Annotated in this window: 25 protein-coding genes; all 25 read left to right on the forward strand. The window is 47.4% G+C overall.

All coding sequences use genetic code 11. The features are described 5' to 3' along the window. Positions 1-95: 95 nt before the first annotated feature. The 25 genes from G5B06_RS11865 (at position 96) to G5B06_RS11985 (ending at position 25,308) form a co-directional block, all read left to right on the forward strand. A complete protein-coding gene (locus G5B06_RS11865) occupies positions 96-1,535 on the forward strand; it encodes a sodium:proton antiporter (RefSeq protein WP_173762645.1) in 1,440 nt (479 codons plus the stop codon). Positions 1,536-1,550: 15 nt separating this feature from the next. Next, positions 1,551-2,555, forward strand: coding sequence for an AAA family ATPase (locus tag G5B06_RS11870; protein ID WP_148448466.1), 1,005 nt, complete (start codon positions 1,551-1,553; stop codon positions 2,553-2,555). Positions 2,556-2,794: 239 nt separating this feature from the next. Then, positions 2,795-3,007: a FeoA family protein gene (locus G5B06_RS11875; protein ID WP_118169814.1), complete on the forward strand. Its 213-nt coding sequence runs from the start codon at positions 2,795-2,797 to the stop codon at positions 3,005-3,007. A 115-nt stretch (positions 3,008-3,122) separates the two neighbouring features. Next, positions 3,123-3,263 carry a hypothetical protein gene (locus tag G5B06_RS11880; protein ID WP_173762644.1) on the forward strand — a complete coding sequence of 47 codons (141 nt, stop codon included), beginning with the start codon at positions 3,123-3,125 and terminating at the stop codon, positions 3,261-3,263. Beyond that, positions 3,260-3,484 (forward strand): FeoA family protein, encoded by a 225-nt coding sequence (locus G5B06_RS11885; RefSeq protein ID WP_118062707.1) that lies wholly within the window; start codon positions 3,260-3,262, stop codon positions 3,482-3,484. The genes G5B06_RS11880 and G5B06_RS11885 overlap by 4 nt, the downstream gene beginning before the upstream one ends. Positions 3,485-3,539: 55 nt before the next feature. Continuing rightward, entirely contained in the window at positions 3,540-5,723 is a 2,184-nt protein-coding gene (feoB, locus tag G5B06_RS11890) for a ferrous iron transport protein B (RefSeq protein ID WP_173762643.1), read from the forward strand. Between the two features lie 222 nt (positions 5,724-5,945). Further along, positions 5,946-6,143, forward strand: coding sequence for a FeoB-associated Cys-rich membrane protein (locus tag G5B06_RS11895; RefSeq protein WP_021977522.1), 198 nt, complete (start codon positions 5,946-5,948; stop codon positions 6,141-6,143). Between the two features lie 17 nt (positions 6,144-6,160). Continuing rightward, positions 6,161-6,517, forward strand: coding sequence for a heavy-metal-associated domain-containing protein (locus G5B06_RS11900; RefSeq protein WP_021651583.1), 357 nt, complete (start codon positions 6,161-6,163; stop codon positions 6,515-6,517). Between the two features lie 410 nt (positions 6,518-6,927). Then, positions 6,928-7,701 (forward strand): AAA family ATPase, encoded by a 774-nt coding sequence (locus G5B06_RS11905; protein ID WP_173772144.1) that lies wholly within the window; start codon positions 6,928-6,930, stop codon positions 7,699-7,701. Next, positions 7,698-9,011, forward strand: coding sequence for a nitrogenase component 1 (locus G5B06_RS11910; RefSeq protein ID WP_173772146.1), 1,314 nt, complete (start codon positions 7,698-7,700; stop codon positions 9,009-9,011). Before G5B06_RS11905 ends, G5B06_RS11910 begins: the two co-directional genes overlap by 4 nt. Next, a complete protein-coding gene (locus tag G5B06_RS11915) occupies positions 9,008-10,045 on the forward strand; it encodes a nitrogenase component 1 (protein ID WP_173772148.1) in 1,038 nt (345 codons plus the stop codon). The genes G5B06_RS11910 and G5B06_RS11915 overlap by 4 nt, the downstream gene beginning before the upstream one ends. Positions 10,046-10,122: 77 nt before the next feature. Continuing rightward, positions 10,123-12,522, forward strand: coding sequence for a carbamoyltransferase HypF (hypF, locus tag G5B06_RS11920; RefSeq protein WP_118062702.1), 2,400 nt, complete (start codon positions 10,123-10,125; stop codon positions 12,520-12,522). A gap of 3 nt (positions 12,523-12,525) precedes the next feature. Next, entirely contained in the window at positions 12,526-12,735 is a 210-nt protein-coding gene (locus tag G5B06_RS11925; RefSeq protein WP_022426401.1) for a HypC/HybG/HupF family hydrogenase formation chaperone, read from the forward strand. Further along, positions 12,735-13,778: a hydrogenase formation protein HypD gene (gene hypD / locus G5B06_RS11930; protein ID WP_021977516.1), complete on the forward strand. Its 1,044-nt coding sequence runs from the start codon at positions 12,735-12,737 to the stop codon at positions 13,776-13,778. The genes G5B06_RS11925 and hypD overlap by 1 nt, the downstream gene beginning before the upstream one ends. A 46-nt stretch (positions 13,779-13,824) precedes the next feature. Further along, positions 13,825-14,832, forward strand: coding sequence for a hydrogenase expression/formation protein HypE (gene hypE, locus G5B06_RS11935; RefSeq protein WP_173772150.1), 1,008 nt, complete (start codon positions 13,825-13,827; stop codon positions 14,830-14,832). Between the two features lie 37 nt (positions 14,833-14,869). Continuing rightward, on the forward strand, positions 14,870-15,139 hold the full coding sequence (locus G5B06_RS11940; RefSeq protein WP_021977514.1) for a TM1266 family iron-only hydrogenase system putative regulator: 270 nt from the start codon (positions 14,870-14,872) through the stop codon (positions 15,137-15,139). Next, on the forward strand, positions 15,136-15,903 hold the full coding sequence (locus G5B06_RS11945) for a nitrogenase iron protein NifH (RefSeq protein ID WP_173772152.1): 768 nt from the start codon (positions 15,136-15,138) through the stop codon (positions 15,901-15,903). The genes G5B06_RS11940 and G5B06_RS11945 overlap by 4 nt, the downstream gene beginning before the upstream one ends. Then, a complete protein-coding gene (locus G5B06_RS11950) occupies positions 15,897-17,252 on the forward strand; it encodes a nitrogenase component 1 (RefSeq protein WP_173772153.1) in 1,356 nt (451 codons plus the stop codon). Before G5B06_RS11945 ends, G5B06_RS11950 begins: the two co-directional genes overlap by 7 nt. Continuing rightward, positions 17,249-18,475 carry a nitrogenase component 1 gene (locus G5B06_RS11955; protein ID WP_148448453.1) on the forward strand — a complete coding sequence of 409 codons (1,227 nt, stop codon included), beginning with the start codon at positions 17,249-17,251 and terminating at the stop codon, positions 18,473-18,475. Before G5B06_RS11950 ends, G5B06_RS11955 begins: the two co-directional genes overlap by 4 nt. 91 nt (positions 18,476-18,566) lie before the next feature. After that, positions 18,567-18,998 (forward strand): DMT family transporter, encoded by a 432-nt coding sequence (locus G5B06_RS11960; RefSeq protein WP_021977510.1) that lies wholly within the window; start codon positions 18,567-18,569, stop codon positions 18,996-18,998. Between the two features lie 110 nt (positions 18,999-19,108). Next, on the forward strand, positions 19,109-19,885 hold the full coding sequence (locus G5B06_RS11965; RefSeq protein ID WP_173772154.1) for a ComEA family DNA-binding protein: 777 nt from the start codon (positions 19,109-19,111) through the stop codon (positions 19,883-19,885). A 10-nt stretch (positions 19,886-19,895) separates the two neighbouring features. Further along, complete coding sequence (locus G5B06_RS11970; protein WP_021977508.1) at positions 19,896-20,585, forward strand: response regulator transcription factor; 690 nt, start codon at positions 19,896-19,898, stop codon at positions 20,583-20,585. A 3-nt stretch (positions 20,586-20,588) separates the two neighbouring features. Then, entirely contained in the window at positions 20,589-22,019 is a 1,431-nt protein-coding gene (locus G5B06_RS11975; RefSeq protein ID WP_021977507.1) for a sensor histidine kinase, read from the forward strand. A gap of 10 nt (positions 22,020-22,029) precedes the next feature. Continuing rightward, positions 22,030-22,986, forward strand: coding sequence for a GerMN domain-containing protein (locus G5B06_RS11980; RefSeq protein ID WP_173772155.1), 957 nt, complete (start codon positions 22,030-22,032; stop codon positions 22,984-22,986). Between the two features lie 36 nt (positions 22,987-23,022). After that, the gene (locus G5B06_RS11985) at positions 23,023-25,308 is read left to right on the forward strand and encodes a DNA internalization-related competence protein ComEC/Rec2 (RefSeq protein WP_244094561.1); all 2,286 of its coding nucleotides are present in this window, start codon (positions 23,023-23,025) and stop codon (positions 25,306-25,308) included. The last annotated feature ends 48 nt before the right edge of the window (positions 25,309-25,356 follow it).

Genomic DNA, 25,356 nt, shown 5'->3' on the forward strand with positions numbered 1-25,356 from the left:
GATCTGAGTATAAATTGCACATCCACACAGTTGATTTTAAAACGCCATATGTTATAATTTCACTGGTTAAAAAATTTATGTGAGGGGTGAATATTTTGAAAAAATTATTAACCGTCATGTGTACTTTTCTGACAGTAATCCTGTCATGCCCTGTGGGTGTATGGGCGGCTGGAAACGGTGAGACAGTATCAAGCGTGCCGGTGTGGCTTTGTATTCCTTTTGCGGGCCTTCTTCTGTGTGTTGCAGTGATGCCGCTGGTAAAAGGTGAGTGGTGGGAGTCACATCAGCCGATCGTGGTTGCGTTCTGGATCGTTCTTATGGTTATTCCGTTCTTATTTGTATACGGCGCCGGAAAAACTGCGGAAACAGTACTTGAGTGCGTAATTAATGACTATCTTACATTTATCATCCTGTTATTCGGATTGTTCTGTGTATCCGGTAACATTACGGTTGAGGGCGATTTTGCGGGTTCGCCAAGAGTAAATGTAGGACTTCTTGCACTGGGAACTCTGCTTTCCAGCTGTATTGGAACCACCGGAGCCAGTATGCTGATGGTGCGTCCGGTGATCAAAATGAATTCCTGGAGAAAGAGAAAAGGCCACATTATGATCTTTTTCATTTTTATGGTGTCAAACATGGGTGGCTGCCTGACACCGATCGGTGACCCGCCCCTTCTGATGGGATTCATGCGGGGAGTTCCTTTCTTCTGGAGCCTGCACCTTCTTCCGGTACTGCTCTTTAATATGGTGATCCTTCTGTTTGTGTTCTATCATCTGGACATGCGCTCTTACAAGAGAGATATCGCAGAGGGACGTAAACCGGACATCAGCAAACCGGGAACAGAGTTCAAGATCGATGGACTTCACAACATCATTTTCCTTGTAATGATCGTTGTAGGCGTTATCTTAAGTGGTATGCTTCCGAGTATGCCGGCATTTCAGGATGCAGCAGGCAATGTAAGAGGAATCCATATTTTCGGTGAGGTTACATTAAGCTTCCCGTCAATCATTGAGATCATCCTGATCCTGGCAGCAGCATTTCTGTCCTTTAAGACAACGGACAAAAAGATCCGTGTGCGAAACCATTTTACCTGGGGTGCGATCAAAGAAGTTGCGGTACTTTTTATCGGAATCTTTATCACCATGCAGCCTGCCCTGATGCTTCTGAAAGCAGTGGGACCGAATCTTGGAATTACCGAGCCGTACCAGATGTTCTGGGCGACAGGAGCACTGTCCAGTTTCCTGGATAATACACCGACCTATCTGGTATTTCTGACTACAGCGGGAACCCTTGGATTTACAAGTGGAATCGCAACCACACTGGGAACGGTTCCTGTAAAACTTCTTTCCGCGATTTCCTGTGGTGCCGTATTTATGGGTGCCAATACATATATCGGCAATGCTCCGAACTTTATGGTCAAGACACTTTCTGACGAAAATGGTATCAACATGCCGTCCTTCTTTGGATACATGGGATGGTCCATTTGTTTCCTGGTACCGGTGTTCATCATCGATATGCTGGTATTCTTTTTATAAGGGAGGAGGATCAATATGCAGGATAATAACATTCGAGAGAAATGCAGAGAACTTGCTACCAGACTTTATGAACTGGATGGCGAGGTTTATAAAAGCGTAGGATCTTCCCTTGGACGTACCTTTACCGGTGACAGAGAAGGTACCATCCGTAACTTAAGTGCCCTGATGTATACCAAACCGGACGGGCATCTTCTTCGAAGCGAGATGGCCCTGATCAGTAACATGGCCAGAACCATCAAGGATAAAGACGAAAAAAGCCGTCTGATGAAGAAATATGATGAGATCTTTCAGGAGATCCTTACGCTGCCGGAGACCTTTGTTGCTACGGATATCATGGATAAGGAACGTGTGGCGCTGAATCATATGATCAAGCGCAGGGAAAAAATTTCCGAGGACGATCATCTGGTCATCTGTATCAGCCGTACACAGGGAAGCGCCGGCAATGATATCGGTTTCGGTCTGGCAGATAAACTTCGAATCAACTATTATGATGTGGAGATCTTTGACCAGGTATTAAGACGTCTTGAGGCGGAAAAAGGTGCAGTCAACGATGCGGAATATTTTGCAGACTTCAATAAATATGAGAAGAAGCATAAATTTGACCCCAAGGGCTGGTTCCGGGAATTTAACCGTTATCACGGTCTTCCGAAACAGGATGCGGTATTCTTTAACATGAGTGACCTGATCTGTGACCTGGCATCAAAAGAGGACTGCATCATCATGGGACGATGTGCGGATGCGATCCTGAAGAACAATCACATTCCACATATCAGCCTGTTTATCACGGCGCCTTTTGCCATCCGTGTCCAGCATGTCATGGATGTAAGAAAGATGAATATGAAGCAGGCGGTCCGCTTCCTAAAGAAGATGGACAGCCAGCACAGAAAGTATTATAACTTCTATGGTGGAGCCCACTGGGGCAAGCCGGATAACTATGACCTGTGTATCAACAGTGCAAGTTATGGAATCAATGAGACAGAAAATCTGATCCTGAAGCTGCTGGATGATCAGATCCATTAAAAGATAATATCAGAAAATTATAAAAGAATTCCTGTAAAAAGAGAAGTGCCTGTCCGGCAGGTAGAAATATCTCAAAATACAGGAATTCTTTTTATGCTTTTTTTATAAAAAATTTAATCTTGATTAACTTTTTTCATTTTGGGGATTGACATTCGAAAAAACTTAGTATACACTAACCTATGAGTTAGGGTTAACTAATTAGACTGAGTTAATTAATAGAAGGAAACGGAGGGGATTCCATGCAGCCGATTTTATTTTTGCAGTCAGGCGATACCGGTACAATCAAGCGTATTTCCGGAGCGGAAGACACAAGAAGATTTCTTGCAGGTCTTGGCTTTGTTGAGAACGCGGAAGTAACCGTTATTTCCCAGTTTGACGGCAATCTGATCGTAAATATCAAGGATTCCAGAGTTGCGGTTAATAAGGAAATGGCCAGACACATAATGGTGTAACCGGACTGTGTGCGGCAGCGCCCGGTAATAGATTTGCCCAAGACTGTATGAAGTACAGTTGAGGATAGATTATGGATGTGAAGTGCCGTAAGATGAACGCGGCACGTTCCGTAAAATGAACAGCAGACAGACCGGAGGGGCCTGTTTTACTGTAACTGCTCCGGGAGATGAGCAGTTTTTATGGTCTCTGGAAGCGAAAGCAGACGGAGATCATCATATGGATTTGGAATATAAACAGGGAGGAAAAGAGAAATGACTTTACGTGATGCAGCAGTAGGTTCTACAGTAGTTGTTTCCAAGATCACCGGCGACCCGGCTTACAAGCGCCGTATCATGGACATGGGAATCACAAAAGGCAGCGAGGTTTATATCCGCAAGGTAGCTCCTCTTGGAGATCCGGTTGAGATCACCATCAGAGGTTATGAGCTTTCCCTGCGTAAGCATGACGCAGCATGTGTGGAAGTAAAGCAGAAATAAACTTCGAAAAAATGACAGAGCATAAGGCTCTGATCTGAAAAAAGGAGGATGAAAAATGTCTGTAACAATAGCTCTTGCCGGAAACCCGAACTGTGGTAAGACTACAATGTTCAATGCTCTTACAGGCGCTAATCAGTACGTTGGTAACTGGCCAGGTGTTACTGTAGAGAAAAAAGAGGGTAAACTGAAAAACCAGAAGGATGTAACTGTAACAGACCTTCCAGGTATCTATTCACTTTCCCCGTATACACTTGAGGAGGTTGTCAGCCGTGATTACCTTCTGAAAGAAAAACCGGATGTGATTATCGACCTTGTGGATGCAACAAACATCGAGAGAAACCTGTATCTTGCAACACAGCTTCTTGAGATCGGTATCCCGGTTGTTATCGCTCTTAACATGGTGGATCTTCTGAAGAAGAACAACATCCACATCAATGTAAAAGGTTTAAGCTCCGCACTTGGATGCCCGATCGTTGAGACATCCGCCCTTAAGGGAACAGGACTTAAAGAGGTTGTTGATGAGGCAATCAAATGTGCAAACCAGCACAGAGTACCATCCAAACAGATGGAGTTCCCGAAGGCAGTTGAGAAAGCTGTAAACGAGATCGAGAGCCTTGTTCCTGCAAACATCTCTGAGGAGAACAAGAGATGGTATGCAGTAAAACTTCTCGAGAGAGACAGCAAGGTAAAAGAAGGTCTTAACCTTCCGGCTTCTGCTCAGTCCAAGATCGAGGAGATCGCTTCCAACCTTGAGAAGGCAGAAGATGATGATACAGAGAGTATCGTAACAGATGGAAGATATCAGTACATCCAGAAAGTTGTTTCCGCAAACGTTAAGAGAAGCGGAAATAAGATGACAGTTTCCGATAAGATCGACCGTATCGTAACAAACCGTATTCTTGGTCTTCCGATCTTTATCCTCACCATGTTCATCGTTTATTATGTATCTGTAACAACAGTTGGTACTATGGTAACAGACTGGACAAACGACAGCTTTGTTGGAGGTATTCAGGGTGTCGTATCGGATGGGCTTGGTAATGCCGGCGTTGCTGACTGGCTGATAAGCCTTGTATCTGATGGTATCATCGGTGGTCTTGGTGCAGTACTTGGATTCGTTCCGCAGATGGCGATCCTGTTCCTGTTCCTTTCCATCCTTGAGGACTGCGGTTACATGGTTCGTATCGCATTCGTCATGGACCGTGTATTCCGTCATTTCGGACTTTCCGGAAAGAGCTTTATCCCGCTCCTTATCTCCTCTGGTTGTGGAATCCCTGGAATCATGGCTTCCAAAACAATCGAGGCTGATAACGACCGTCGATTAACAATCATGACAGCAACATTTATTCCTTGTGGTGCTAAGCTTCCTGTTATCGCTCTTATGGGTGGTATCATGACAGCATATGTAACTGGTGACTATGTAGCAGCTGGTTTCATCACACCACTGATGTACTTCATCGGTGTTGTAGCAGTTCTTGTATCTGCCATCATCCTGAAGAAAACAAAACCGTTCTCCGGTAAACCTGCTCCGTTTGTAATGGAGCTTCCACAGTACCATATTCCGTCTGCAAAGACAGTTCTGCTTCACGTTTGGGAGAGACTGAAAGGCTTCATCATCAAAGCCGGAACAATTCTTTTCCTTGCAACTGTTATCATGTGGGTTCTTTCCAGCATTGGCAGCACAGGAAGCGGAATCGGATTTGTTGAGGACAGCAACGACAGTATCATGGCTATCCTTGGTGGTATCCTTGCTCCGATCTTTGCTCCTCTTGGATTCGGTAAATGGCAGCCGGTTGCAGCATCCATCTCCGGATTCTCCGCAAAAGAGTCCATCGTTAGTACAATGGGTGTTCTTGCAAACGTAGCTGGTGATGATGCAGAAGATACCATGATCGTTGGTGCAGCGATCAAAGCATGGTTCCCGTCAGCAGTAGCAGCATTCTCCTTCCTGCTGTTCAACCTGCTTGACTCTCCGTGTCTTGCAGCTATTTCTACAATGGCACATGAGATGCAGTCCAGAAAATGGTTCTGGTTTGCAATTCTCTTCCAGAACATCTTTGCTTATGTTGTAACACTTTGTGTATACCAGATTGGTCTTGTTGTTACAGGTGCCGGATCCTTCGGAATTGGAACGATCGTTGCTCTGATCCTTGTGGCAATCATTCTCTTCCTTCTGTTCAGACCAGATCCGTACAAGAACCAGAACGATGTTACAAAGAGATCTGTTCAGGCAGCAGAGTAATCGTAAACCGGTCATACAGTTAAGATCCGGTACATATGATAACTTTGAAATGATGCTGTGAAAACAGCGGAAATGATAAGAAACATAAGGAGGCCGGGTATGTAAATACCTGGTCTTCTGTGTTATAATAAGCCTGAAGAAACATAGGAATTTTTTACAAAATTATTCATCGGAAGCTGACAGCGTCTTAACTGCTGTGCAGCGAAAGAAAGGGTGACAGATATGAGTATAGTAGCGGATATTATTGTACTGGCGCTTGTGATCGCATATGGTATATTTGTGATCAGTTATCTTTATTCAAGAAAGAAACAGGGGCTCAGCTGTGTTGGCTGTGCCGGTAATACACGTACCAACGGCTGTGGCGGCGGATGCTCCGGTCATTGCTCCGGATGCTCAGGCTGCAGCGGAATGCAGAAGTAACCAGGAGGTAGATCATTATGGCAAATGCAATCGTTGTCATCGTTGTTATCATCATTATGTTGTTTGCCGGAAAAGGCGCATATAAACATCTGAAAGGTGAGGGTGCCTGCTGTGGAGGCGGCAGCAAACCGGAAATCCCGAAGAAGAAACTGGACGGAACGAAGCTTGGTGAGAAAACTATGAAGATCACAGGAATGCACTGTGAGAACTGTGTAGCCAGCGTCACTAGAGCCATCAACCGTATTGACGGAGCGGCAGCCAAAGTCAGCCTGAAAAAAGGTGAGGCAGTGGTTTCCTATGACAGAGAGATTTCCAACGAAGAACTGAAAAAAGTTGTTGAAGATCGTGGATATCACGTAGTTTCTATTCAGTAAGGATCCATCAGAATAATACGTTTGCCGGAGCTTCCCATCCGGCAGAGCAGAGAAAAGACTTCTCGTCGAAATGCTTAAAAATATTTCGATAAGAAGTCTTTTTTTGTGTAAGAAGCCAGAGTTACAATTGACTCACTAATGACTGCCATTGTATAATAAAAACAGAAAAATTCAGACGGAATGAATGTTATTATAAATTTTTTTCTATCCGAATGATGTGTTATGAAAGCCAAATAGAGAGGTAACAGACTTTGACGGCAAGGTATGATCCGAGCGGGAATTGTTGTTCATTTAGCGTGGCTTTAACTGCTTTATGAGCGGAATACGGGACTCTTTCACCTTGTGTGGTGAAGGAGCTTTTTTTATGTAAATGCCTGCAGGAGCAGGTGCATTCAGTAAGGGAGGATTTTATGCTGAAGGTAGCAGTATACGGAAAGGGCGGTATCGGAAAGTCCACAGTGACTTCCAACCTGGCGGCGGTTTTTGCGGCTATGGGAAAAAGAGTGATCCAGATCGGGTGCGATCCAAAAGCGGATTCCACCATCAATCTTCTTGGTGGAGAACCCCTCCGGCCGGTGATGAATTATATGAGGGAAGAAGATGAGGAACCGGAGAAACTGGAAGATATATCGAAGGAGGGTTTTGGCGGTGTTCTCTGTATTGAGACAGGAGGCCCGACGCCGGGACTTGGATGTGCGGGACGAGGGATTATCGCCACATTTCAGCTTCTGGAGGATCTGAAACTTTTTGAAACCTGGAAGCCGGATGTGGTACTTTACGATGTGCTTGGTGATGTGGTGTGCGGTGGTTTTGCGGCGCCGATCCGGGAGGGCTATGCGGAAAAAGTCCTCATTGTCACATCCGGGGAGAAGATGGCACTCTATGCAGCCAACAATATTTCCAGTGCTGTTCGGAATTTTGAGGACCGCAGCTATGCGAGGATCTTTGGAATCGTGCTGAACCACAGGAATGTGGAGAATGAGACCGAGAAGGTGCAGGCTTTTGCGGAAAAAAGCAATATCCCTATTGTTGGTGAGATCCCGAGAAGCGATGAGATTATCCGCTGGGAAGATCAGGGGAAAACGGTGATCGAGGGTGATGAGAATTCTGAGATCAGTGAGAAATTTTTTGCTCTGGCCAGGAAGCTGCTGGAGAGTGAAGGAACGGAGATGGAGGGCGTATGAAAAAGGAAGCGTATTTTGCAACTGCAGAAGAACTGGAACGGCTTGGACCGGAAGCGATCCCGCCGCAGATGATCTCCGGGAAACATCTGATCTACAGTTCTCCGGCAACGCTGGCATTTAATTCTCCGGGAGCGGAAGGCTTCGGGGTAAAACGTGCGGGGCTTGCAGTGCCGGATTCCATTATGCTGATCGTGGCGCCCGGATGCTGTGGAAGAAATACTTCTCTTATCAGTTCCATGCCGGAGTATAATGACCGTTTTTTTTACCTGATGATGGACGAGACAGATATTGTCACAGGCCGTCATCTGAAAAAGATCCCCAAAGCGGTAAAAGAGATCTGCGACTGCTGTGAGAAGAAGCCGTCGGTGGTGATGATCTGCATCACCTGTGTGGATGCGCTTCTGGGAACGGATATGAAACGTGTCTGTCGGAAAGCAGAGGAAAAAGTGGACATTCCGGTGCGTCCCTGTTACATGTATGCGCTGACACGTGAGGGCAGGAAGCCGCCCATGGTCCATGTGCGCCAGTCCTTATATTCTCTTCTTAAGCCTCAGAAGAAAAAAGGAAATGTGGTCAATCTTCTGGGATTTTTTTCACCGCTGGTGGATGACTGTGAGATCTATGAGCTGCTGCATCAGGCAGGCGTAAAAACCATTCATGAGATTTCCAGATGTAAGGATTACGAAGAATATCAGACCATGTCACAGGCCAATTTTAATCTGGTGCTCCATCCGGAAGCAAGGTTTGCGGCAGAGGATTTTCATAATCGGCTGAAGATCCCGTTTATTGAGCTTCGAAGGCTTTATCAGATGGATAAGATCGAAAATCAGTACCGTGCCCTTGGACAGGTTCTTGGCGTTTCTTTTGACCAGGAATCCTGTAAGAAAGAGGCGGAGGCAGCTGTGGAACATTTCCGGGAAGTCTGTCCGGATGCCTCTTTTGCAGTAGGGGAGTGCATGAACGGAGATCCATTTGAGCTGGCACTTGCACTGGTGCGGTATGGATTTCAGGTGCCGGAGATCTATGGAACCATCTCTTCTGAGAATTTTGTATACATACGGCATCTGGCCGCGTTGAGCCCGGAGACAAAGATTTTTTCCAATATGGAACCTACCATGCTGTATTATGATCCGGCAGAGAGTGGTGTGAATTTTACCATCGGTAAGGATGCTGGATATTATCATCCGGATCAGCCCAACGTAGTCTGGAATCAGGACCGTCAGCCTTATGGATATGCCGGGGTCCGGAGATTGTTTGAGGCGCTCCTTGAGACTGTGGAGCAGGATGAGCGAAAGGGGGAAAGAGCATGAGAGGACTTCGGAAATATCTGACACCCTTTGCCCCGGATCAGTCAGGCGCTGTATCGGTTTTGTATGAGCTTGGCGGGATCATCGTGATCTGTGATGCCGGCGGATGCACGGGAAATGTCTGCGGTTTTGATGAGCCAAGATGGTTTGAGCGCAAAAGCGCCGTGTTCAGTGCGGGACTTCGGGACATGGATGCCATCCTGGGACGGGATGACCGCCTGGTTGCCAAACTTGTGGATGCAGCAGAAAAGGTGGAGGCAGGTTTTGCGGCAGTGATCGGAACGCCGGTGCCCGCCGTGATCGGAACGGATTATCAGGCACTGAAGCGGATGTGCGAGAAAAAAACAGACCTTCCGGTACTTGCGGTAAATACCGATGGAATGGAGCTTTATGACGGGGGAGAACGGAAGGCTTATCTGGAACTTTTTAAAGTTTTTGCCCGGGAAAAACTGCCGGTGGAGACGGGCAGGGTGGGCATCCTTGGAATGACGCCACAGGATGTCAGTGACCTGAAGGCGGCAGATAAGCTCCGGGAAAAATTTAAGTCTCAGGGGCACCAGGCAGTCTGCTACGGAATGGGAGATGGGCTTGATGAAGTAAAAAAAGCCTCCTCTGTGGAAAAAAATATCGTGGTTTCTCCGGCGGCACTGGAATGTGCCAGATATCTTGAGAAAACTTTCGGAACGCCTTATGAGGTGGGATATCCGCTGGTGGAGGAACTGGTGCCGGATATGGAGTATGCGGGAAAAAAAATCCTCATTGTGCAGCAGCAGGTGATGGCAGGTTCCATAAGAGCGGAACTTCGGAAACGTGGCGGTGACGGAAAGATCACAGTGGCAAGCTGGTTTTCCATGGAAAAAGATCTCCTGGAAGAGGGGGATGTGTCATTAAAAGATGAGGAAGATTACATGGAGCTGGTGGAAAAAGGCAGATATGATGTGATCTTTGCAGATCCCTGTATGAGGCGGATGACGAAAGATTTTTCAGGCGTGTTTGTGGATGCGGTGCATTTTGCGGTATCCGGAAAGTGCAGGTAGACTTAAGAGCAGGGCATAAAGTTACATACATACTGTAACCGGATCAGGGGGAGCTGGTTACAGGGAATGGAGAACATATGGAGTGCGAAATTACAAAAATGATCCGTGTTTACGGAATCGTACAGGGGGTGGGGTTCCGCCCTACGGTCAGCCGTCATGCCATGGCAAGGGGAATCCGTGGCAGTGTGTCCAATAAAGGACCCTATGTGGAGATTTTTGCCCAGGGCAGGCAGCAGGATGTGGACGGTTTTATCGGAGATATTGAGAACAGGCCGCCGAAGCGTGCGGCCATCCTGAAGCTTCTGGTGGAACCGGTGGAGGAGCCGGAGGAATTTACGCAGTTTGATATCATTGAAAGCGAGAAGACAAAGGGCGAGATCTTTGTTTCTCCGGATATTGCCATCTGCGACGAATGTAAGGAGGAGATGTTTGATCCGAAAAACAGGCGGTATCTGCATCCCTTTATCAACTGTACCTGCTGTGGCCCAAGGCTTACCATCCTGGATTCCCTTCCTTACGACCGGGAACGGACCAGCATGAAAGAATTTCCCATGTGTCCGTCCTGCGCGGATGAGTACCATAATTCGGACACCAGGCGCTATGATGCTCAGCCGGTGTGCTGCAATGACTGCGGGCCGGAGGTTTATCTCATCGGAAGAGAAGAACGGGGCCGGGAGGCCATCACTTATACGAGGAAGACCATTGCTTCCGGCGGGATCGTGGCCATCAAGGGAATCGGTGGTTTTCACCTCTGCTGTGATGCCACCAGTGAGGGGGCTGTACAGCGGCTCCGGAAACTGAAACGGCGTCCGGTGAAACCTTTTGCGGTGATGGCACAGGATCTGGAAACTGTGAAAGAAGTCTGTCAGGTCAGTGAGGAGCAGGAGAAGATCCTTACCGGGCATCAGAAGCCGATCCTTTTGCTGGATAAGCTGATAAATCAGCCAAATAAGCAGGAAACTGAGGGAAAACTCTGTGAGAGCATCGCTCCCGGTAATCCAAAAGTCGGTGTGATGCTTCCCTACGCACCGGTGCAGCTCCTTCTTTTTCATTATGACGATGGAATTGAGATGCCGAAGCTTCTGGTGATGACCAGCGGAAACACATCCGGGGCGCCGATCTGCAGAGACGATCATGAGGCTGTGGAAGAACTTTCTTATTTATGTGACTGCATCCTTTCCCATGACAGGAAGATCCGGATCCGGGCCGATGATTCGGTGATGGATTTTTATAAGGGAGAGCCATATATGATCCGGCGTTCCCGTGGATATGCACCTCTGCCCTTTATGGTTTCCACACCCTGGAAGGGACAGGTGATCGCGGCAGGTGGAGAGCTTAAGAATACATTCTGCATTGGTGTGGATAACCGTTTTTATCCGTCCCCTTATGTAGGTGATCTGGAGGATCTTCGAACGGTAAAAGCCCTCAAAGAAACTATAGGGCGGCTGGAAACACTTCTGGAAGTGCAGCCGGAAGTGGTGGTCTGTGACCTTCATCCCAAATATAATTCCACAGTGGTTGCAGAGGAACTGGGACTTCCCGTTTTGAAAGTGCAGCATCATTACGCCCACATTTTATCCTGCATGGCAGAAAACGACTGCGAGGAAAAAGTGATCGGTGTTTCCTTTGACGGAACAGGATATGGAACAGACGGGACGATCTGGGGCGGTGAGATCCTGATGGCAGATCATCAGGGATTTACAAGGATTGGAAGTATCGAACCTTTTGTGCAGGTGGGAGGAGATGTTTCCGCAAAAGAAGGCTGGCGGATCGCAGTTTCCCTGATCTGGCAGAATACAGGAAATATGGAGAAAACTCTTGATACTGTCCAAAAACTGGGACTTTGCACAGAGCAGGAAGCAAAAGTACTGGTGACGATGGCACAGAGAAAGCTCAATGCAGTGACTTCCACCAGTGCAGGAAGGCTCTTTGACGGAGTCAGCGCGATCTTGGGGATCCGGAGAGCGTCCACGTTTGAGGGGGAAGCTTCCACAGCGCTGGAGTTTGCGGCGGAAGCGTGGAGAGCGCAGGAGATACAGAAGAAAAATGTGGATATAAGAGTGAAAAGCCTGAAAATGTGGATGACAGAAAAAAAAGATATTCCGGAAAATCCAGGCACCTCAGCATCATCCACAGAGGAACGGAAATTTGTTTTAAATACAGGTGACATCGTTGCACATCTGGTTCAGGAAAAACTGGCAGGGGAAGATTCCGGGAAGCTGGCTTATGAATTCCATCGGGCACTGGCAGAACAGATCCTTGCAGCCTGTGAGGCAGCAGAGCAGGAGACCGGAATTAAAAAAGTGGCATTAAGCGGTGGCGTATTCCAGAACCGGCTGCTTCTGGAACTGGTAGATGACGGACTTGCAGAAAGAGGTTTTGAAGTTCTGAAACACAGCCTGATCCCGCCAAATGACGGAGGAATCGCACTTGGACAGGCGGCCTATGGAATGGCTTATGTGAACAGGAGGAAATAGAGTATGTGTGTAGGATTATCAGCAAAAGTAGTAAAGATCAGTGACGGAACCGCAGTGGTAGACGCAGGCGGCGCAAAGAGAGAAGTTTCCGCCCAGCTTCTGGGAGATCTGGAGCCGGGAGATTATGTGATGGTACATGCTGGTGTTGCCATTGCAAAGATCACTGACGATGACGAGGAAGAGACAGACCAGCTGATGGAGGAACTGCTGTGATGGAAGAGAAGAAAAAAACAGCAAGAGAGATCATAGAAGGATATCAGGGGCCGCCGGTGCGGATCATGGAAGTCTGCGGAACCCATACTCACGAGATTTTCCGTCTGGGGATCCGCAAGCTTCTGCCACCGCAGGTGGAGCTGATTTCAGGCCCGGGCTGCCCGGTCTGTGTAACACCGGTAGGCTTTATTGACGAGGCGGTTTATCTGGCTCTGGAAAAACAGGCGACTATCTGTACCTTCGGTGACCTTGTCCGTGTACCGGGGACAAAGAAAAGCCTTGCAGATGCCAGGGCAGAAGGAGCCAGGATACGTATCGTCTATTCACCGGCAGATGCGGAAAAATATGCGAAAGAACATCCGGAGGAACAGGTGGTATTCCTTTCCGTTGGTTTTGAGACCACCACACCTGCAGGATGCCTTTCTGTAAAAAAAGCCAGAGAGGACGGCCTTTTAAACTATTCCCTTCTCGTGGCGAACAAGACCATGCCGCAGGCTTATCAGGCATTAAAAGGCAGCGCGGATGTGTTCCTTTACCCTGGCCATGTCAATGCCATCACAGGAACGGCGCTCTGTGAACATCTGGCAGAGGAAGGTGTCAGTGGTGTGGTGGCAGGATTTACAGCGAAGGAGCTGCTTACCGCACTGGCAGTTGCACTGGTACGTTTCCAGGAGGGAAAGCCGTTCTTTGTAAACTGTTATCCGCGCGTGGTAAAAAGCGAAGGAAGCCCGGAGGCACAGACACTGATCGAGGAACTGATGGAACCCTGCGATTCCGAATGGCGTGGACTGGGTGTGATCCCGGGATCCGGCCTGGTGCTCCGGAAAGAATGGGAAGCTTTTGATGCCAGAAAAAAATATGCGGTGCCGCCGATCAAAGGCAAACCAAATCCGGCCTGTCGCTGTGGCGATGTGCTTCAGGGAAAATGCAAACCGTCGGACTGCAGGGTATTTGGAAAAGTCTGTACCCCGCAGCATCCGGTAGGAGCCTGTATGGTATCCAATGAAGGAGCCTGTTCCGCATATTTTATGTATGGAAATTAACTGTCCGGTTTAATGGACTGTAATTAACAGAAAGAAGATGAATATTATGGATAATAAAACAGTAACCATGGCACACGGTGCCGGAGGCCGCCAGACCTCAGAACTGATTGATGAAGTATTTAAAGCACATTTTGCAAACCCGGATCTCACAGCTGATGATGCGGCAGTGCTGGTTCCGCCGACAGGAAAAATGGCGGTATCCACCGATGGATTTATCGTTTCCCCGGCGTTTTTCCCGGGAGGAAATATCGGTAAGCTTTCTATCTGTGGAACGGTCAATGACCTTGCCTGTATGGGAGCGAAACCGATGTATCTCACCTGCGCTTTTGTGATCGAAGAAGGTTTTCCCATGGAGAAGCTGGAAGAAATCGCCGCAGCCATGGAAAAAACAGCGAAAGAAGTCGGTGTGCGTATTGTTTCCGGCGATACCAAGGTAGCAGGAAAAGGCCAGGTTGACGGCGTGTTCATCACAACAACCGGAATGGGCGAGATTCAGGATGGCGTGAAGGTAGGCGGCGAGCTGGCAAAACCGGGAGATGCCATCATTGTGACCGGTGATGTGGGAAGACATGGATGCACCATTCTTCTGGCAAGAGAGGATTTTGGCATTGACGCAGATGTGACAAGCGACTGTGCGCCACTGTGGGGAACTGTAAAAGAAGTGATGGATGCAACTCATAACATTCATGTGATCCGTGATGCAACAAGAGGCGGCGTTGGAACGGTTCTCTATGAGATTGCAGGCCAGAGTAACGTGGGAATCCGTCTGGATGCACCATCTGTTCCGGTAGCGCCGGAAGTAAAAGGTGTCTGCGGCATGCTTGGACTGGAGCCGCTTTATCTGGCATGTGAGGGCCGTATGGTCATCATGGCACCGAAGGAAGAGGCGGAAAAGATCGTGGAAGCACTGCGTAAATGTCCGTACTCCAAAGACGCTGCCATTATCGGCGAAGTGACCGAAGACCAGCCAGGAAAAGTTGTCATGACTACGGAAATTGGAACTCAGGCATTACTTCCGCAGCCAGGCGGGGAACTTTTGCCGAGAATCTGCTGACAGCAATGAATCATACCGGAAAGGAGAGTCTGACGTTATGGATACAAGAGTGGCACTGATCTCGATCATTGTGGAAAACAATGACGTGATCGATGACATCAACCGTTTTCTTCACGAAGCGGGAAAATATATTATCGGGAGAATGGGAATCCCCTACCGGGAAAAAGGAATTAACATTATCAGTATTGCCATTGATGCGCCACAGGATGTGATCAGCTCCTTATCCGGAAAGATAGGCCGCCTCAAGGGAGTTTCCGCAAAAACGGCATATTCCAATGTGATCACAAAAGTGGAGGACAGAAAATGATAAGAGTTGCGGTATACGGAAAGGGCGGCATCGGAAAATCCACCACAGTTTCCAATGTGGCAGCTGCCCTTGCGGAAAAAGGAATGAAAGTGATGCAGATCGGCTGTGACCCCAAGGCGGATTCCACCATTCTTCTCCGGCATGGAAAAAAAGTCCCCACAGTGCTGGATCTTTACAACGAAAAGCGCCAGGACCTGAAACTTGCAGATATGGTGCAGATCGGATACGGCGGTGTAGTCTGTGTAGAAGCCGGCGGCCCTACACCTGGACTTGGATGTGCGGGAAGAGGTATCATCACTGCACTGGAAAAACTGAAAGAAACCGGAGCCTATGAGACCTATAAACCGGACATTGTTCTCTACGATGTACTGGGAGATGTTGTCTGCGGCGGTTTTTCCATGCCCATGCGAAAAGGGTATGCAGATAAAGTATTTATCATCACTTCCGGGGAAAACATGGCCATCCATGCAGGAGCGAACATTGCCATGGCGGTGGAAAACTTCAGAAGCAGAGGCTACGCATCTCTGGGAGGTCTGATCCTGAACCGGCGGAATGTGCCAAGAGAAGAAGAAAAAGTCCGGGAGCTGGCAGAGGATTTTCACACCCAGGTAGTAGGAACTCTTTCCAGAAGTGACCTGGTTCTTGCGGCAGAGGAGCAGGGAAAAACGCTTCTGGAAACTTATCCGGAAAGCGAGATGGCAGGAGAATACCGGACGCTGGCAGAACAGATCCTGAATGCATGCAGGGAGGATGGCACATGTTAAAAAGAGTTGGCGATCGGGAGTTTCCGGGAAAAACAGAAGTATTTATAAAAGAAGCTTCTTTTCCGGTGCCCTTTCAGCCGGGGCTGGAATTTAATTCCCCGGCCCACGGAAACTGGAATATCGTACATACGGGAATGCTGGTCCCGGAAGCACATCAGATATATGTCTGTGCGGACAATTGCATGCGTGGTGTTGTTCTGACTGCGGCGGAAATGAATGCGGCAGACCGTTTTTCCTTTGTGATCGTGGAGGAAAAAGATCTTCTTGGAGGAAACCTGGAGGATGTGACCATCGAAGGGGTAACGGACGTTCTGAACCGCCTGGATAAGAAACCAAAAGCAGTGCTGCTTTTTACGGTATGTCTTCACCATTTTCTGGGAAGCGATCTGGACCGGATCTACGGAGAATTGGAAAAAAGATTTCCGGAGATCTTTTTTATGCGGTGCTTCATGGATCCCATCATGCAGAAAACAGGCCCCACACCGGATCAGAAGCTTCGCCTGGCCATGTATGATGCCGTGCAGGAGAGAAAGGCAGATCCAAAATGCGTGACGGTTCTGGGCAGTGATTTTGCGCTGGATGAAGGTTCGGATATCTGCCGGATCCTGAAGAAAAACGAAATCCTGCTCCGAGAGATACCGACCTGTGAAACCTGGGAGGATTATCAGAACCTGGGAGAGGGAAGTCTGATTCTGAACTGTTACCCTGCCGGAAAATTCGGGGCAGAAAAACAGGCCGAAAGACTTGGAAGACCGTTTTTGTATCTGCCGGGAAGTTTTGATTATGAGGAGATACAGGAACAGGAAGAGAAGCTGCTGGGAATGTTGGAACAGCAAAACAACAGGAAAACAGGGGAAATCAAGGGCCTGGATATCGAAAAAGAGATCCGGGAATGTGAGGAGGCTCTTTCCTATGCACACCAGATCATCGGTGACACTCCCATAGCAGTGGATTATCTTTTTCATCCAAGGCCCCTGGGACTTACAAAGCTTCTTCTTACTCATAAATTTCAGGTACAGTCCGTTTTTCTGGACAGTATCAGTCCGGAAGAAAAAGAGGTATTTTTCTGGCTGAAGGAAAATTATCCGGAGCTGAAACTGATCTCTACCATCCGTCCGGAGATGAGGGTGCGGACACGGCAGCAGTCCGAAAAAATCCTTGCTATCGGCCAGAAAGCAGCCTGGTTTACCGGAAGCCGAAATTTTGTCAATATGGTACAGGGCGGCGGGCTCTGGGGATTCGACGGAATCAGACATACCGCGCAGCTGATGGTGGAAGCATTTCATGAAGAAAAAGATCCGGAAGATCTGATCGTTCGAAAAGGATGGGGGTGCGAAAGCTGCATATGAGACAGGCATATCGAATTATACCGATTTATACGGCAGACGTGTCCGGTGTCTGTTCCGCTTTGTATGAGCTTGGAGGAATGACGGTGATGCATGATCCTTCTGGCTGTAATTCTACCTATAATACCCACGATGAGATCCGTTGGTATGACCAGGACAGCCTGATTTTTATCTCAGGCCTTACGGATATCGATGCGATCATGGGAAATGATGAGAAATTTCTCCGGGATATCGAAGATGTGGCGGAGGAACTGAAACCGAAATTTATTGCTCTTGCAAGTTCCCCGATTCCCTTTATGAACGGAACAGATTTTCCTGGACTTGCCCGTGCACTTACGGCCGAGACAGGGATTCCGGCGTTTTCGGTTTCAACCAGTGGTATGCATGATTATGTGTATGGAGCAGGGCTGGCACTCTCTGAGATTGCCAGACATTTTACCGGCGCTGCAGAGAAGAGAAAACGGAAATTAAATCTTCTTGGAGTAACACCCCTGGATTTTGGCCCCCAGCCGATGGTAGATGCCATGAAAAGACGTCTGGAAAAATATGGGTGGGAGATCCTTTCCACCTGGGCTATGGGCGATACGCTGGAAGATCTGTCCCATGCCGGTGAGGCGGAGGTAAACCTTGTGGTATCTTCCGTGGGAATCCCGGCTGCCAATGTTCTGAGAGAGAAATTCGGGACACCATTTCTTGTGGGAACTCCGGTGGAAGGCTATGAGGGAGAGATTTCGGACGCACTTGAGAAGGCAGCGGAGAGCCCTTGCGAAGCGTTTGAGGATAAAAAAGAAAACTCCGCGGAAAAAAGTGGAGCGCAGATTTCCGGTGAACAGGAAGAGTTGTGGAAAGTAACTCCGGATCAGGTGATCTATCTGAGAAAAAAAGACAGCCCATTGTCAGGATTTATCCCCACTCCGGACATCACCCTCATCGGTGAACCGGTTACCATGGGCTCTCTGGCAGCTGTCATAGAGCAGAAATATAGAAAAAAAGTTCAGCTTCTCTGCTCTCTGGAGATCACAGAGGGACTCCTCCGCCAGGAAGATGAAGTCATCCGCGGTGAAGAAGCCATGGAAGAAAAACTGAAAACTGCCAGAATCATCGTGGCAGATCCCCTCTACCGCCCAATCTGCCCGGAAAGTGCCACTTTTTATGAGATGCCGCATATTGCATTCTCCGGAAGAATCTATCTCAAAAATTTGTATAATTTCAGAAAAACCACATAAACTATAAGAAACCGGAAAGGCGTTGCAGAAATATGCAGCGCCTTTTTATGGCGGTAAAACTGGTGAACGGATCTTATATGGAGGGATTTTTATGTGGGGATTTCTGTCGGCGCTGATTTCGGGCGCACTGATGAGCATTCAGGGAGTATTTAACACAAATGTAACAAAACAGACAAGTCTGTGGGTTTCCACCGGATGGGTGCAGTTTTCCGCATTTCTGGTCTGTGTGGCTGCATGGCTTTTTACAGGTAGGGAAAGTATCGGTGCACTGTGGCAGGTGGAGAATAAATATACGCTGCTTGGAGGCGTGATCGGTGCGTTCATTACCATTACCGTGATCCAGAGTATGGGCAGTTTGGGGCCAGCGCGGTCAGTTATGCTCATTGTGATCTCCCAGCTTGCAGTGGCTTATCTCATAGAACTGATGGGACTTTTTGGAGTGGAAAGAGCGGATTTTCAGTGGAGAAAGCTGTTTGGAATGCTGATCTGCATTGCAGGTGTGGTCATTTTCAAATGGAAATAGAAATAAAAGTATTGTAATATTTGTAATACTTCGTTAAAATAAGGTATGGTTTTGTATGAGTAACGGGGCACCTGCCATCACATCGGCAAAAAGGAGTGAACCCCTGACCCATGAAAATAAAATCACATATCAGAAGTGTTCAGCTTATTTTTTCCATATTTATATTCCTGATCTTTGCAGGACTGACAGGCTGTAAGGATGATGGAGCAGAGTTTCTGGAAAAAGAACTGGTGCAGGAAGAAAGTGTGGAGACATCCGGGAGGGATGCGGAACAAGAAGATCCTACGGACACGGAAAATGGAGTATCTGAGAAGAAGTCTGCACAGATGCAAGTGGATACAGGACAGGAAACGGCAGCTGCGAAACAGCAGCCGGAGACTTCAGAGATTCCAGAAACAATCTACGTAGACATCTGCGGAGCGGTAACCAGCCCCGGAGTCTATGAACTTCCATCCGGCAGCCGTGTTTTCCAAGCTATTGAGAAAGCCGGCGGATATCTTCCGGAAGCTGCGGCAAGTTATCTCAACCGTGCGAAGGGACTTTCCGACGGACAGCAGATCTATGTGCCCACCCAGGCAGAAGTGGACAGCCAGATGATCCAGGTTACTGAGAATGGACAGGAAGCCACATCAGAAACCGTCCCCGGAAATAACAACGGAGAGGAATCTGCCGGAGAAAATACCAGTACAGACCAGAAAATCAATCTGAACACCGCTGATGTATCCCAGCTTACCACTCTCACAGGTGTAGGGGAGTCCAAAGCCCTGGCGATCATCGCTTACAGGGAAGAAAACGGCCCTTTTACTTCCACAGAAGACATTATGAGCGTGCCTGGTATCAAGGAAGGAACCTATGAGAAGATAAAGGATAAAATAGCAATAAAGTAAGGAGCGTTAAATGAGCAGGAAAGTATTGGTAGTAGATGATGAGAAACTGATTGTCAAGGGACTTCGTTTCAGTCTGGAGCAGGATGGAATGGAAGTGGACTGTGCCTATGACGGAGAGGAAGCTCTGGAAAAAGCCAAGGCAGGAGAGTACGATATAATTCTTCTGGACCTGATGCTTCCAAAGATGGATGGTCTTGAGGTATGCCAGCAGATCCGTGAATTTTCCAATGTCCCGATTATCATGCTTACAGCAAAAGGTGAGGATATGGATAAGATTCTGGGCCTGGAATACGGAGCAGACGATTATGTGACCAAACCGTTTAATATTCTGGAAGTCAAGGCCCGTATCAAGGCGATCATCCGCCGTGCAGGCAGCAACCAGAACAAACAGGAGAAAGCCAAGACCGTGGAAGTCGGAGAACTGAAGCTGGACTGCGAAGGACGCCGTGTATTTATTTCCGGAAAAGAGATTAACCTTACAGCCAAGGAATTTGATGTGCTGGAACTTCTGGTATTCAACCCGAACAAGGTATACAGCAGAGAAAATCTTCTGAATATCGTATGGGGATATGAGTATCCGGGAGATGTCCGTACAGTAGACGTACATATCCGTCGTTTAAGAGAAAAAATTGAGGCCAATCCCAGTGAGCCGAAATATGTACACACCAAATGGGGTGTGGGCTACTATTTCCAGGCATAAGCTGTGAAGATCAAAAAAAGCGGCAAGTTTTTTAAAAGTCTCCGCTTTCGTATTCTGATCATCCTGATCATACTGGGAATCGTACCAAGTGTCATTGTAACGGAAATGGTCATTGCCAACTATGAAGACCGTGCCATTGCCAACCGTGTGCAGAGCATGGAAAATATCTGTGACATCATGTGCGACCTGCTTATCAAAGAGAATTATCTGAATGACTCCAGCTCGCAGACAGTAAACAGCAAGCTGGAGTTGTTGTCTAATATCTATGGAGGAAGAATTCTCATTGTAGACAGGGATTTCAGGATTATTAAGGATACCTATGGCGTGGATGAGGGAAAAACTCTGGTATCCCAGAAAGTAGTAAACTGTTTTAAAGGGGAAGATGCCTACCGATATGATTCCGACAGCCAGAAGCTGATCCTGGCTGTTCCGGTAAAAAGCCCGGAAGTAAATCAGGTGCAGGGTGCCATGATGATTATGGCTTCTTCCAGTGAAGTGACGTCAACCATCCGGGAACTGGAGCAGAAGGGAATTCTGATCATTGGAATTATTGTGGTTCTGGCCATATTCCTGGGATATATTCTTTCCACAGTACTGGTAAAACCTTTTGCCAGGGTAACAAAAGCCATCGAAGATCTGACAGACGGATATCAGAACGAAGAAATTTCCGTACCGGATTATACAGAGACAGCGCTGATTACGGATGCATTTAATAAGATGCTTTCCAGAATGAAAACCCTGGATGAATCCAGACAGGAGTTTGTATCCAACGTGTCTCATGAGCTGAAAACACCGATGACTTCCATGAAAGTTCTGGCAGATTCCCTTGTAGGACAGCAGGGAGTTCCGGAGGAACTGTATCAGGAATTCCTTTCGGATATTACAGAAGAGATCGACAGAGAGAACAAGATTATCACAGATCTTCTTTCCCTTGTAAAGATGGACAAAAAAGCGGCAGATATGAATATTACCAATATGAATATCAATGAACTGCTGGAAAATATCCTGAAACGGCTTCGGCCGATTGCAGATCAGAGAAGCATTTCCCTGATTCTGGATTCATTCCGCCCGGTCAATGCAGATGTGGACGAAGTGAAGTTTACGCTTGCCATCAGCAATCTGGTGGAGAACGGAATCAAATATAACGTAGATGAAGGCTGGGTTCGTGTAACACTGGATGCGGATCACAAAGATTTCTTTGTAACCGTTGAAGATTCCGGACTTGGAATTCCTGAAGAATCTATTGAACGGATTTTTGAGCGTTTTTACCGTGTAGACAAATCCCATTCCAGGGAAATCGGAGGAACCGGTCTTGGGCTTGCCATTACCAGAAGTTCCATAGCCATGCATCACGGTATCATAAAAGTATCCAGCAAAGAAGGAGAGGGAACCACATTTACCGTGAAGATTCCTCTGTCCTATATTCCGTCCTAGGAGGTACAGCATGAAAAAAACGATAAAGATTATCTGCGTGACTGCTGCCTGTATCTTTCTTGGGCTGATTGCCTACATCAGTTTTGCGGGAAGAAAAGAGAAAAATACAGAACAGAAGTACAGCTTTTATTATATCAACAGTGAAGAAACAAAACTGAAAGAAGAGAAGTATACACCGGAAAAAGAAACTGCAGAGGTGATGCTCCGGGATTTTTCGGAGAGCCTGAACAACCGCGAGACAAGGGAAGATGGAATTTCACTGTTTCCGGAAGACGTAAAAATTTCTTCCTATTCTATAAAGGATGGAATTCTGCGTCTGGAATTTAACGAGGCCTACAGTAAGATGTCCCGCACCAGGGAACTTCTGGTCCGTACCGGCGTGGTGAAAATCTTTATCCAGATTCCGGGAATTGATTCTGTGGAAATCTATGTGGAAAAAAAACCTCTTACGAATTCCAAAGGAGAAGAAGTCGGAGCTATGAACAGTGACACTTTTGTGGAGTTTTCCGGATCTGACGGGGACGTCTACAGCTATGACACTTTTACCCTGTATTTTACAAATAAGAACGGTGACAAGCTGGTAGAAGAACAGAGAAGTGTCCGTTACAGGCGGAATCTTCCAAAGGCAACCGTAGTACTGGAACAGCTGGCAAGGGGACCTCTGGAAAAAGATCATTATCCGACCATTCCGGAAAATTCCGAAGTGCTTTCTCTGACAAAAGCCAACGGAATCTGCTATGTAGATTACAATTCTGTATTTCAGGATTATGCGTTAAATGTTTCCGAGCAGATCCCGATTTATTCTGTTGTAAATACACTGATTGCGGCAACGGATGTGGATAAAGTGGAGATTTCCATTGAGGGAAACAAAGAAGTGACATTTGGCCAGAATATGCAGCTTTATAAGTTCTATGAATGGAATGACAGCCTGCTGGCCAGCGCAAAAGCAAAAAAAGAACAGAACTGATCTTAACAGAATATCTATATAAACGGGAGAACATGTATGACAAAACGGCCATTATGTTTTCTGTGTTTTCTTATGGTGCTAGGTTTAAGTATTATGAATTTTACGGGGATTCCTCTTCTTGGGGGGAATCCCCTTCCTGTAACGGTACAGGACTGGATCGAAGCACATCCTGGCTCTGTGATCTGCGGGGAGGTGGAGCAGTATGAAAATACAGAATTCTCCCAGTCTGTTTATCTGAAAAAAACATATCTGATTTATCAGTCAAAAAAATTTTCCATTGAAAATGTAAGAGTGTTTCTGAAAAAAGAAGAAGACCTGAAACCGGGAATGAAAATTCTGGTAAAAGGAACCTTAAAAAGAGTGGAGGAACCCTCAAATCCCGGTGGCTTTGACAGTCAGCATTACTATGCCTGCCGTCATATCTATTATTTTATGAAGAAAGCTGTGGTCCGGAAAAAAACAGAATCCTATTCCGGATACAGACAGCAGCTTTTTAAGGTAAAAGAAAAATGCAGGCAGATTCTTACGGAATCGGCAGGAGAAGACGCGCCACTTTTCTGCGCGATGGTGCTTGGGGACAAACAGGATCTGGATCCGGAAATGCGGATGCGATATCAGCTGGCCGGGATTGTACATATTCTTGCCATCAGCGGGCTTCACATCAGCATTCTGGGAATGGGGCTTTATAACCTTCTGAAAAAAATCGGTCTTGGAATCTGGCCTGCGGGAATTTTTTCGCTGGGGGTAATGCTGCAGTACGGGATCATGACCGGAGGGAGTATTTCCACCATGCGGGCGGTGACCATGTTTCTCATTGCCATGGGCGCCAGGATCACTGGACGGATTTATGACATGATGACTGCGCTTTCGGTAACAGCTATGATGATTCTTCTGGAATCCCCGGCGTATCTTCTGGACAGCGGTTTTCTTCTGTCCTTTGGCTGTGTTCTTGGAATCGGTGTTGCAGCGGAAAAAATCTGTGCTCTTGCAGGTGCGGAGAAAAAATGGACGAAGGCACTGGTAAGTTCCATAGCCCTTCAGCTGGTGACACTGCCCGTGATGTTGAAATTTTTTGGAGAAGTATCCCTTGCCGGATTTTTTCTGAATCTTCTGGTGCTTCCCAGCGTGGGCTTTGTGTTGACAGGAGGAATGGCGGCACTGTTGCTTGGGATTTTCTGTATTCCTGCTGCAAAACTGGCAATTTTGCCGGCAAGAGGATTGCTGCTTTTTTATGAATATCTATGTAGCCTTGCAGGAAAATTAAGGTGGAGCACCTGGATCGGAGGGGAACCGGAAATCTGGCAGATTCTGGTATATTATGTTTTTTTGATTACAATCCTGTTTATGGGACAGTATATAAAAGAACCGATGAGGCGGGAACAGGAAGCGGGTATGAAATCAGAGTTATCCAGCCGGGATAAAAGAATCCCGGGAAAGATCCAAAGGAAACTCCGGACAGTCCGGGCAGCAGCCGGCGCATTGATGATAACAGGAATTCTGATCCTCGGGTTTCATCCGGCAGGAGACCTGAAAGTGACCTGCCTGGATGTGGGGCAGGGAGATGGCATCCTTGTAGAGACTCCGGATAATCACCATTTTCTTATTGACGGAGGAAGCAGCAGCCAGTCGGACCTTGGAAGATACTGCCTTCTGCCGGCTCTGAAAAGTCAGGGGATTTCTTATTTGGACGGGCTTTTTATTTCCCATACAGACAAGGATCATATCAGCGGGGCGAAGGAACTTCTGGAATATATGGGAAATGGACTCACGACCATCCGGGCAGGATATCTGGTGCTTCCTTCATGGGCGGAAAGGCCGGAGGCCTGGGAGGAACTCTCGGATGCGGCACAAAAAGCCGGAATAAAAATTGTGACAGGAAAAAAGGGAGATGAGCTGCATTGTGGTCTGGTATCTTTTTCCATCTTGTGGCCGGAGAAAAACGCCACAGGAAAAGATGTGAATGAGGAGGCAATGGTGATGGAACTCTCGTTTGGAGAATTTCAGATGCTTTTTACCGGGGATATCGGAGCAGACACGGAGAAAAAGCTTCTGGCGTCCGGGATATTAAAGGATGTGGACTGTCTGAAAGTGGGACATCATGGTTCCCGTTATTCTACCACGGAAGCGTTTCTTGAAAAAATAAAGCCGGAACTGGCGATCATTTCCTGTTCTTCCACCAACACTTACGGGCATCCGTCGCCGGAAACCGTAGAGCGTCTGGAAGCGGCCGGAAGCCAGGTGGAATATACCATGAAAAACGGTGCCATTACTGTGGAAACCGATGGAAAAAAGCTTAAGATATATAGGTTTCGGAGGGACTGAAAAATTTTTTCAAAAACCGGAAAAAACAGGTGACTTTTGTACACACTT

This window comes from Blautia luti (assembly GCF_013304735.1).
GTDB lineage: Bacteria > Bacillota > Clostridia > Lachnospirales > Lachnospiraceae > Blautia_A.

What these genes read in the sequence shown, in the direction of transcription:
- G5B06_RS11910 (WP_173772146.1), top strand. Translation starts at nt 7,698, where the DNA reads ATGAAAAAGGAAGCGTATTTTGCAACTGCAGAAGAACTGGAACGGCTT.
- G5B06_RS11965 (WP_173772154.1), top strand. Translation starts at nt 19,109, where the DNA reads ATGAAAATAAAATCACATATCAGAAGTGTTCAGCTTATTTTTTCCATA.
- G5B06_RS11970 (WP_021977508.1), top strand. Translation starts at nt 19,896, where the DNA reads ATGAGCAGGAAAGTATTGGTAGTAGATGATGAGAAACTGATTGTCAAG.
- G5B06_RS11915 (WP_173772148.1), top strand. Translation starts at nt 9,008, where the DNA reads ATGAGAGGACTTCGGAAATATCTGACACCCTTTGCCCCGGATCAGTCA.
- G5B06_RS11895 (WP_021977522.1), top strand. Translation starts at nt 5,946, where the DNA reads ATGAGTATAGTAGCGGATATTATTGTACTGGCGCTTGTGATCGCATAT.
- hypE (WP_173772150.1), top strand. Translation starts at nt 13,825, where the DNA reads ATGGATAATAAAACAGTAACCATGGCACACGGTGCCGGAGGCCGCCAG.
- G5B06_RS11905 (WP_173772144.1), top strand. Translation starts at nt 6,928, where the DNA reads ATGCTGAAGGTAGCAGTATACGGAAAGGGCGGTATCGGAAAGTCCACA.
- hypD (WP_021977516.1), top strand. Translation starts at nt 12,735, where the DNA reads ATGGAAGAGAAGAAAAAAACAGCAAGAGAGATCATAGAAGGATATCAG.
- G5B06_RS11880 (WP_173762644.1), top strand. Translation starts at nt 3,123, where the DNA reads ATGAACAGCAGACAGACCGGAGGGGCCTGTTTTACTGTAACTGCTCCG.
- hypF (WP_118062702.1), top strand. Translation starts at nt 10,123, where the DNA reads ATGGAGTGCGAAATTACAAAAATGATCCGTGTTTACGGAATCGTACAG.
- G5B06_RS11985 (WP_244094561.1), top strand. Translation starts at nt 23,023, where the DNA reads ATGACAAAACGGCCATTATGTTTTCTGTGTTTTCTTATGGTGCTAGGT.
- G5B06_RS11870 (WP_148448466.1), top strand. Translation starts at nt 1,551, where the DNA reads ATGCAGGATAATAACATTCGAGAGAAATGCAGAGAACTTGCTACCAGA.
- G5B06_RS11945 (WP_173772152.1), top strand. Translation starts at nt 15,136, where the DNA reads ATGATAAGAGTTGCGGTATACGGAAAGGGCGGCATCGGAAAATCCACC.
- G5B06_RS11925 (WP_022426401.1), top strand. Translation starts at nt 12,526, where the DNA reads ATGTGTGTAGGATTATCAGCAAAAGTAGTAAAGATCAGTGACGGAACC.
- G5B06_RS11940 (WP_021977514.1), top strand. Translation starts at nt 14,870, where the DNA reads ATGGATACAAGAGTGGCACTGATCTCGATCATTGTGGAAAACAATGAC.
- G5B06_RS11960 (WP_021977510.1), top strand. Translation starts at nt 18,567, where the DNA reads ATGTGGGGATTTCTGTCGGCGCTGATTTCGGGCGCACTGATGAGCATT.
- G5B06_RS11955 (WP_148448453.1), top strand. Translation starts at nt 17,249, where the DNA reads ATGAGACAGGCATATCGAATTATACCGATTTATACGGCAGACGTGTCC.
- G5B06_RS11885 (WP_118062707.1), top strand. Translation starts at nt 3,260, where the DNA reads ATGACTTTACGTGATGCAGCAGTAGGTTCTACAGTAGTTGTTTCCAAG.
- G5B06_RS11875 (WP_118169814.1), top strand. Translation starts at nt 2,795, where the DNA reads ATGCAGCCGATTTTATTTTTGCAGTCAGGCGATACCGGTACAATCAAG.
- feoB (WP_173762643.1), top strand. Translation starts at nt 3,540, where the DNA reads ATGTCTGTAACAATAGCTCTTGCCGGAAACCCGAACTGTGGTAAGACT.
- G5B06_RS11900 (WP_021651583.1), top strand. Translation starts at nt 6,161, where the DNA reads ATGGCAAATGCAATCGTTGTCATCGTTGTTATCATCATTATGTTGTTT.
- G5B06_RS11980 (WP_173772155.1), top strand. Translation starts at nt 22,030, where the DNA reads ATGAAAAAAACGATAAAGATTATCTGCGTGACTGCTGCCTGTATCTTT.
- G5B06_RS11950 (WP_173772153.1), top strand. Translation starts at nt 15,897, where the DNA reads ATGTTAAAAAGAGTTGGCGATCGGGAGTTTCCGGGAAAAACAGAAGTA.